Origin of the sequence: Cellulomonas sp. IC4_254 (genome assembly GCF_011603975.1) — a bacterium.
Classification (GTDB): domain Bacteria; phylum Actinomycetota; class Actinomycetes; order Actinomycetales; family Cellulomonadaceae; genus Cellulomonas.
In genome coordinates this window covers 1-7,101 of sequence record NZ_JAANNB010000196.1, presented here as the reverse complement: position 1 = coordinate 7,101, position 7,101 = coordinate 1, and the positions used below count along the sequence as shown (strand labels likewise).

Genomic DNA, 7,101 nt, shown 5'->3' with positions numbered 1-7,101 from the left:
CACCGTGAGGAGCACTGCCATGAACGACGCGTCCCTCTCCGCCGCCGCCCTGTCCGCCGAGGGCCTGGCCGCGGCCGACCTGCCCGTCGAGGAGCCCGAGGCCGGCTCGACCGGCGGCGGTCCCGCCGCCCCGCTGAAGATCGCCGTCTACGGCACCGGCTACCTCGGCGCCACCCACGCGGTCGCCATGGCCGAGCTCGGCTTCGAGGTCCTCGGCGCCGACGTCGACCAGGGCAAGGTCGACGCCCTCGCCGCGGGCAAGGTGCCGTTCTTCGAGCCCGGGCTGGACCCGCTGCTGGAGAAGCACCTGGACACCGGCCGGCTGCGGTTCACCACCGACCTCGCGTCCGCCGCCGCCTGGGGCGACGTGCACTTCATCTGCGTCGGCACGCCGCAGATGAAGACCAGCCACGCCGCGAACCTGTCCTACGTCGAGTCCGCCGCGACCACCATCGCGAAGAACCTGACGAAGGACGCGCTGATCGTCGGCAAGTCCACCGTCCCGGTCGGCACCGCGGCCCGCCTCCGCGAGCTCGTGGCGGCGCAGGCCCCGGCCGGCGTCTCGCTCGAGCTGGTGTGGAACCCCGAGTTCCTCCGCGAGGGCAAGGCGGTCGACGACACGCTGCACCCCGACCGCATCGTGCTCGGCGGCACCTCCGAGCGCGCCGAGGCGACGCTGCGCGAGGTCTACGCCGGCCCGATCGCCGAGGGCACCCCGGTCGTCGTGACCGACCTGCCGACCGCCGAGCTGGTCAAGGTCAGCGCGAACGCGTTCCTCGCCACCAAGATCTCGTTCATCAACGCGATCTCCACGGTGTGCGAGGCGGCCGGCGCCGACGTCACGGTGCTCGCCGACGCCCTCGGGCACGACATCCGCATCGGCCGGCAGTTCCTCAACGCCGGCCTCGGCTTCGGCGGCGGCTGCCTCCCGAAGGACATCCGCGCGCTCATGCACCGCGCCAACGAGCTCGGCGCCTACCGCGCCTCGGCACTGCTGCAGCAGGTGGACGAGATCAACATGGGCCAGCGCGAGCGCGTGCTGGACATGGCGGTCGAGGCCTGCGGCGGATCGGTGCTGAACCGCCGGGTCGGCGTGCTCGGCGCGGCGTTCAAGCCCGACACCGACGACGTCCGCGACTCGCCGGCGCTGAACGTGGCGGCGGCCCTGCACCTGCGCGGCGCCCAGGTGACCGTCTTCGACCCGGAGGCCGGCGACACCGCTCGCCGGTCGTTCCCGACGCTGTCCTACGCGACCTCCATCGAGGAGGCCGTCGAGGGCACCGACGTCGTCCTGGTCCTCACCGAGTGGGACCAGTTCGCGAACGCGGACGCCGACAAGCTCGCGCCGCTCACCGCCACGCCCCGCGTCGTCGACGCGCGCGGCAAGCTCGACCCGACCCGCTGGCGCACCGCCGGCTGGGAGTTCGCGGGTCTGGGGCGGCCCGCCGCCTGACAGGCGGCCACGGGACGGGGCGTCCCGGCGGGTCGGCGCGCGGAGGGAGCGCCGGCCCGTCGGGGCGCCCCTCTGCCGTCCCCGGGGTGGTGGCCGGGTGCTGGCCGGGTGTCGGCGGGCGGTGGTCTGATGGGGTCCGGCGGCGCCGTCGCGGCCCGCGCCCGACCCACCGAGGGGGACGACATGACCGTGCGCGACACGCCCTGGCCCGAGGGAACGCCCTGCTGGGCCGAGCTGGCGGTGCCCGACCTGGAGCTCGGCCGGCAGTTCTACGGTGCGCTGCTGGGCTGGCAGTTCGAGGTCGGCCCGGCCGAGACGGGGTTCTACTCCGAGGCGCTCGTCGGCGGGCGGCGGGCGGCGGCGCTCAACGGCTACCGCCCGGACCCGGACGCGCCGGTCGCCTGGCTGCCGTTCCTCGCGACGCCGGACGCCGCCGGCACCGCGGACCGGGCCGCCGCCGCCGGCGCCACCGTGCTCGCCGGGCCGATGGACGTCATGGCGTTCGGGGCGATGGCCGTGCTCGCCGACCCGGCCGGCGCCGCGGTCGCGCTGTGGCAGGCCGGCACCTCCCTCGGCGCCGAGGTCGTCGACGAGCCCGGCGCGATCGCCTGGGCCGAGCACATGTCGCCCGACCCGACCGCCGCGCGGGCCTTCTACCCCGCGGTGTTCGACTACGCGCTGCAGGACATCAGCGCGCCGGGCTTCGACTACACGACGCTGCTGCTCGACGGGGAGCCCGTCGCCGGGATCGGCGGCGGCTGGGACCGCACCGAGTGGTGTCTGTACGTGCGGGTCGCCGACACGGACGAGGTCGTCGCGGCGGCGACCCGGCTCGGCGGCGGGGTGCACCTGCCGGCCGAGGACTCGCCGTACGGGCGGGTCGCGTCGATCACCGGGCCGTTCGGCGAGCGGCTCGGGCTGATGGGGCCGAGCACCGGCGAGGAGGCGGCGGCAGCGGGGGCGTGACCGGCCGGACGACCGGCCGCCGCGGCTACCCTCGACGCGTGCCCGAGCCCGACGACCGCCCCGCTCCCCCGACGGCCGACGCCGACCCCGGCGCCCCCGGCGAGGGCCCGGCCGGCGACGGGCGGACCGCCGACGCGTTCCGGCACGCCCCGAAGACGGAGGGCGACGCGGTCCGCACCTTCCACCCGCGGCGCGCGGCGCTCGGCGAGCGGCGGACCGACGCCCTCGACCGGCTGTGGCCGCGGTTCGGGTTCTCGGTGCACGACCCGGCGCTGGGCCTGCCGCCGACCGGCCCGGACGGCACCCTCGACGCTGTCCGGCTGTTCGGCCGGACAGCGCCGCTGGTGCTCGAGATCGGGTCCGGGATGGGCGACGCCACCGCCGCGATGGCCGCCGCCGACCCCGGCCGGGACTACCTCGCCGTCGAGGCGCACCTGCCCGGGATCGCCAACCTGCTCGTGCTCGTCGAGCAGCAGGGGCTCGGCAACGTCCGGGTCGCGCACGGCGACGCCCTCGACCTGGTCCGCCGGACGATCGCGACCGGGTCGCTCGACGCCGTGCACGTGTTCTTCCCCGACCCGTGGCCGAAGGCCCGGCACCACAAGCGCCGGATCATCGCCCCGGAGCACGTGGCCCTGCTCCGCACCCGGCTCCGGGTCGGCGGCACGCTGCACTGCGCCACCGACTGGGCCGAGTACGCCGAGCAGATGCTGGAGGTCGTGGCCGCCGACCCCGGCCTGACGAACCCGTACGGCGGCTACGCCCCGCGGCCCGCGCACCGCCCGGTCACCAAGTTCGAGCGCCGCGGCGAGCAGGCGGGCCGCCCGTCCCACGACGTCATCGCCACCCGCACGTCCTGACCCCGCACGTCCTGACCCCGCGGCACCGGCGCCCCGCGCCCGGCCGGATGCCCGGTGCCGATTGCACCGCGTGCCGGGCGGGCGGCTGCGCGGGCGCGCCCGCCGAGCGCCTACCCGACACGTCGAGTGCCCACCCCGCGGATAGGCACTCGACGTGTCGCATGGGCACTCGGTGGCCCGGCGCCGGCCGGCGGTCAGGCGCGGGTGAGGTCGTCGATGCGCAGGACGCGGTCGGCGGTGCGGACGGCGCCGGGGCGGTGCGCGATCACCAGGACCGTCCGCCCGCGTGCCGCCTCGGCCAGCGCGTCCTGGATCTCGGCCTCGGTCGCGACGTCGAGCTGGCTGGTGGCCTCGTCGAGCACGAGCACCGGCGCGTCGAGCAGCAGCGCCCGCGCGATGGCGACCCGCTGCCGCTGCCCGCCGGACAGCCGCTCCCCCATCTCGCCCACGCGGGTGTCGTAGCCGTCCGGCATCGCGGTGATCGCGTCGTGCAGGGCCGCGCGCCGGCAGGCCGCCTCCAGCTCGGCGTCGGTGGCGTCGGGCGCCGCGAGCCGGAGGTTGGCCGCGAGCGTGTCGTTGAACAGGTAGGTGCTCTGGCCGACGACGGCCACGTGCCGGCGCAGGACCTCGAGCGACACGTCCCGCACGTCCACGCCGCCCAGCAGCACCCGCCCCGCGTCCGGGTCCCACGCGCGGGTCAGCAGGTTGACCAGGGTGGACTTGCCCGAGCCGGACGAGCCGACGACCGCGGTCGTGCTGCCCGCCGGCACGTGCAGGTCGAGCCCCGTGAGCACCGGCCGGCGCTCGACGGCGCGCAGCGCGTCCGCGGCCGGGTCGTCCGGGTCCAGGTCGGGCGCCGGGTAGGTGAAGCCCACGCCCTCGAACCGGATGTCGAGCGGCCCGTCGGGCAGCGGCACCGGGTCGGCGGGCGAGGTGGTGGCCGGGGCGGCGTCGGTGATCCGCCAGATCCGGCGGGCCGCGGCGAACGCCTGCTCCAGGTCGGGCGCGACGTCCTCGACGGCGAGCACCGGGGTGAACACCGCCAGCGCGAGGACGACCGCGACGGCGTACGCGGGCCAGTCCAGGGCGCCGGAGCCCACGCGCGCGGCCCCGACGACGGCGACGGTCGCGACCGCGCCCACCATGAGCACCGAGTTGGCGGCGCGCCGGCGCGCGGTCCAGGTGGCGAGGCCGGCGAGCCCGGCGTCGACCTCGGCGGCGACGTCCCGCGCCTCGGCGCGGCGACGACCCGCGGCGCCGAACGCCAGCACCTCCCGGACGCCCTGCAGCGACTCCGTGACGAGCTGGGCGAGCCGGCCGCGCGCCGCACGGACCCGGGTGGCGGCGGCCGCGCTCGGGGTGCGGCCCCAGCCGGGGACGACGGCGCCGACCACGACCAGGAACGGCAGCAGCACCAGCGCGAGCACGGGGTCGTAGCCGACCGCGAGCACGACCAGCACCACGACCGGCACGACGACGGCGCTGACCGCCGGCACCAGGGTGTGCGCGAAGAACACCTCGACGCGGTCGACGTCCTTGGTCGCGCGGTTGACCAGGTCGCCGGTGCGCCGGGACAGCACCCCGGCCGGCGACTGCGGGGCGAGCCGGTCGTAGAAGTCGACGCGCAGCATGGCCAGCGCCCGGAACGCGACGGCGTGCCCGGTCAGCTGCTCGAGGTAGCGCAGCACGCCCTTGACGAGCGACAGCACGACCAGCGTCCACACCACCGGCGCGATCGGCGCGGCCGGGTCCTCGGCGACCCGCGCGACGCCCCACGCGGAGACGCCGAGCAGCGCGATGCCGAGCAGCTGGCCGAGCACGCGGCAGACCAGGGACGCCCCCAGCGGGGGCAGCACGGGGCGGCCGAACCGGATCAGGCGCCGCGAGATCGCCGCCCGGGTCAGCGGGACGTCGGCCGCGGCACCCGCCGGGCCGGCCGGCGCGACGGGGCGGGGCTGCGTGGCGGCGCTCACGGGCGGGCCTCCTGCTCGGTGAGCGGGCCCGCGCCGACGCCGGACAGGTCCAGCGCGCGGGCGTAGTACGAGTCGATGCCGCCGAGCCGGTCCGGCGGGCCCTGCTCGACGATGCGCCCCTCGGCGAGCACCAGCACCTCGTCGGCGCCGCGGACGGTGCTGAGCCGGTGCGCGACCACGACGACGGTGCGCCCCTCGCCGGCGCGGTCGAGCGCGTCCACGAGCGCGGCCTCGGACGCGGCGTCGACCTGGCTGGTCGGCTCGTCCAGCAGCAGCACCGGCGCGTCCTTGAGCAGCGCGCGGGCGACCGCGAGCCGCTGGGCCTGGCCGCCGGACAGGGACAGCCCGCGCTCGCCGACCCGGGTGGCCAGCCGGTCGGGGAAGCCGCGCACGTCGTCGGCCAGGTTCGCCTCGGCGAGCGCGTGCCACAGCCGCTCGTCGTCGGCGTCGGGCGCGGCGAGCCGCAGGTTGTCGGCCAGCGTGCCGGTGAACAGGTAGGTGGTCTGCGCGACGACGGCGGTCTGCGCGCGCACCCACTCGACGGGAACGGCGGTGGCGTCGTGGCCCCCGACGCGGACGGCCCCGGACCCGGGTCGCAGGTGCGCCTGGACCAGCGCGGCGACCGTGCTCTTGCCCGAACCGGACGGCCCGATGAGCGCCACCCGGCCGCCGCGCGGGACGGTGAACGAGACGTCGTCGAGCACCGGGCGACCACCGGGGTAGGCGAACGAGACGTGGTCGAGCGCGACCGCCTCGGGGCGGGCACCGTCCTCCCCCTCGGCCGCGCGAGGAGCCACGTGGAACGTGCTGGTCGCGGGCGCGCGCACCCCGGCGGCGTCGCCGGCGGTGGCCGGCTGCGCGAGGACCGCGTCGATCTCGCGGACCGCCGCGCGCCCGCCCATGCCGACGTAGAAGAACTGCCCGACCCGGTCGAGCGGCTCCAGCAGGACGGTCGACACGAGGACGACCGCGACCGCCTGCCCCGGGGTGATCGCCCCGTCCCGGAGCCGCGCCATCGCGAGACCGGCCGCGGCGGCGACCATCGCCAGGGAGAACGACGCGTCGATGACGAGCAGGACGACCTGGTTGCCGGCGAGCAGCCGCATCACCATCCGGCGCAGCTGCTCGGCGCTGCGGGCCAGCTCGGCGCCCTTGGCGGCCGCCCGGTTGAACGCGGTCGACGTCGGCAGGCCCTGGATCGCGTCGAGGAACTGCGCGGCGAACCGGCGCGCAGTCATCCGGTACTGGACGGACACGCTGCGGAACAGCTTCTGGAACCCGTTGACCAGCAGCGGGATCGCGGGCAGCGCGAGCGCGAGCCAGCCGGCCACCACCCAGTCGACCGCCGCGCCGAGCGCGACCAGCGCGATCACCGGCACGGTCATCGACGCGATGATCGGGAACTTGAAGGTGACCTCGTACGACGCGGCGCGCTCCACGCCGTCGGTCGCGGTGGACACGAACCGGCCGGAGCGCTCCTGGGTCCGGAACGCGACGCCGAGCCGGAACATCTGGTCGAGCAGCGCGTCGCGGCGCTCGACCTCGCGCCGGCCGACCGAGCCGAGGCTCAGCCGGGGGCCGGCGAAGGCCGCGGCCGCCAGGGCCACGACGCCGGCGACGATCGCGACGACCGCACCCACCGGGACGCCGGCGCCGGTGCGGGCGCCGTCGAGGACCGCGCCGAGCGCGAGGTAGACCGCGGTGGTGCCGGCCGCGACGACCCAGGTGAGCACGGCGGGCAGCAGGCTGACGCGGCGGGACAGCGGCGGGGTCGGCACCTGCGGCGGGCCGAGGGGTGCACCACCGGGGCGACCGGGGTGGCCACCTCCCGGGTGGCCGCCGGGGCGAC

General features: G+C 77.1%; 5 protein-coding genes. 3 read left to right on the top strand and 2 right to left on the bottom strand.

The features are described from left to right. The first annotated feature begins 133 nt into the window (after positions 1 to 133). From G6556_RS15810 to trmB, 3 genes are all read left to right on the top strand, one after another. A complete protein-coding gene (locus tag G6556_RS15810) occupies positions 134 to 1,453 on the top strand; it encodes a UDP-glucose/GDP-mannose dehydrogenase family protein (RefSeq protein WP_277344780.1) in 1,320 nt (439 codons plus the stop codon). Between the two features lie 183 nt (positions 1,454 to 1,636). After that, entirely contained in the window at positions 1,637 to 2,419 is a 783-nt protein-coding gene (locus tag G6556_RS19705; protein ID WP_166943527.1) for a VOC family protein, read from the top strand. 38 nt (positions 2,420 to 2,457) lie between these two features. Then, a complete protein-coding gene (trmB, locus tag G6556_RS15800; protein ID WP_166943524.1) occupies positions 2,458 to 3,279 on the top strand; it encodes a tRNA (guanosine(46)-N7)-methyltransferase TrmB in 822 nt (273 codons plus the stop codon). 194 nt (positions 3,280 to 3,473) lie between these two features. Here the strand turns inward: trmB and cydC are convergent, their stop codons facing one another. Together cydC and G6556_RS15790 are read right to left on the bottom strand one after the other, a co-directional pair. Next, positions 3,474 to 5,252, bottom strand: a complete 1,779-nt coding sequence (gene cydC, locus G6556_RS15795) for a thiol reductant ABC exporter subunit CydC (RefSeq protein WP_166943521.1) — start codon at positions 5,250 to 5,252, stop codon at positions 3,474 to 3,476. Beyond that, positions 5,249 to 7,101: ABC transporter ATP-binding protein (locus G6556_RS15790; protein WP_205693591.1), on the bottom strand; the 1,853-nt coding region annotated here is incomplete at its 5' end. The genes G6556_RS15790 and cydC, both read right to left, overlap by 4 nt.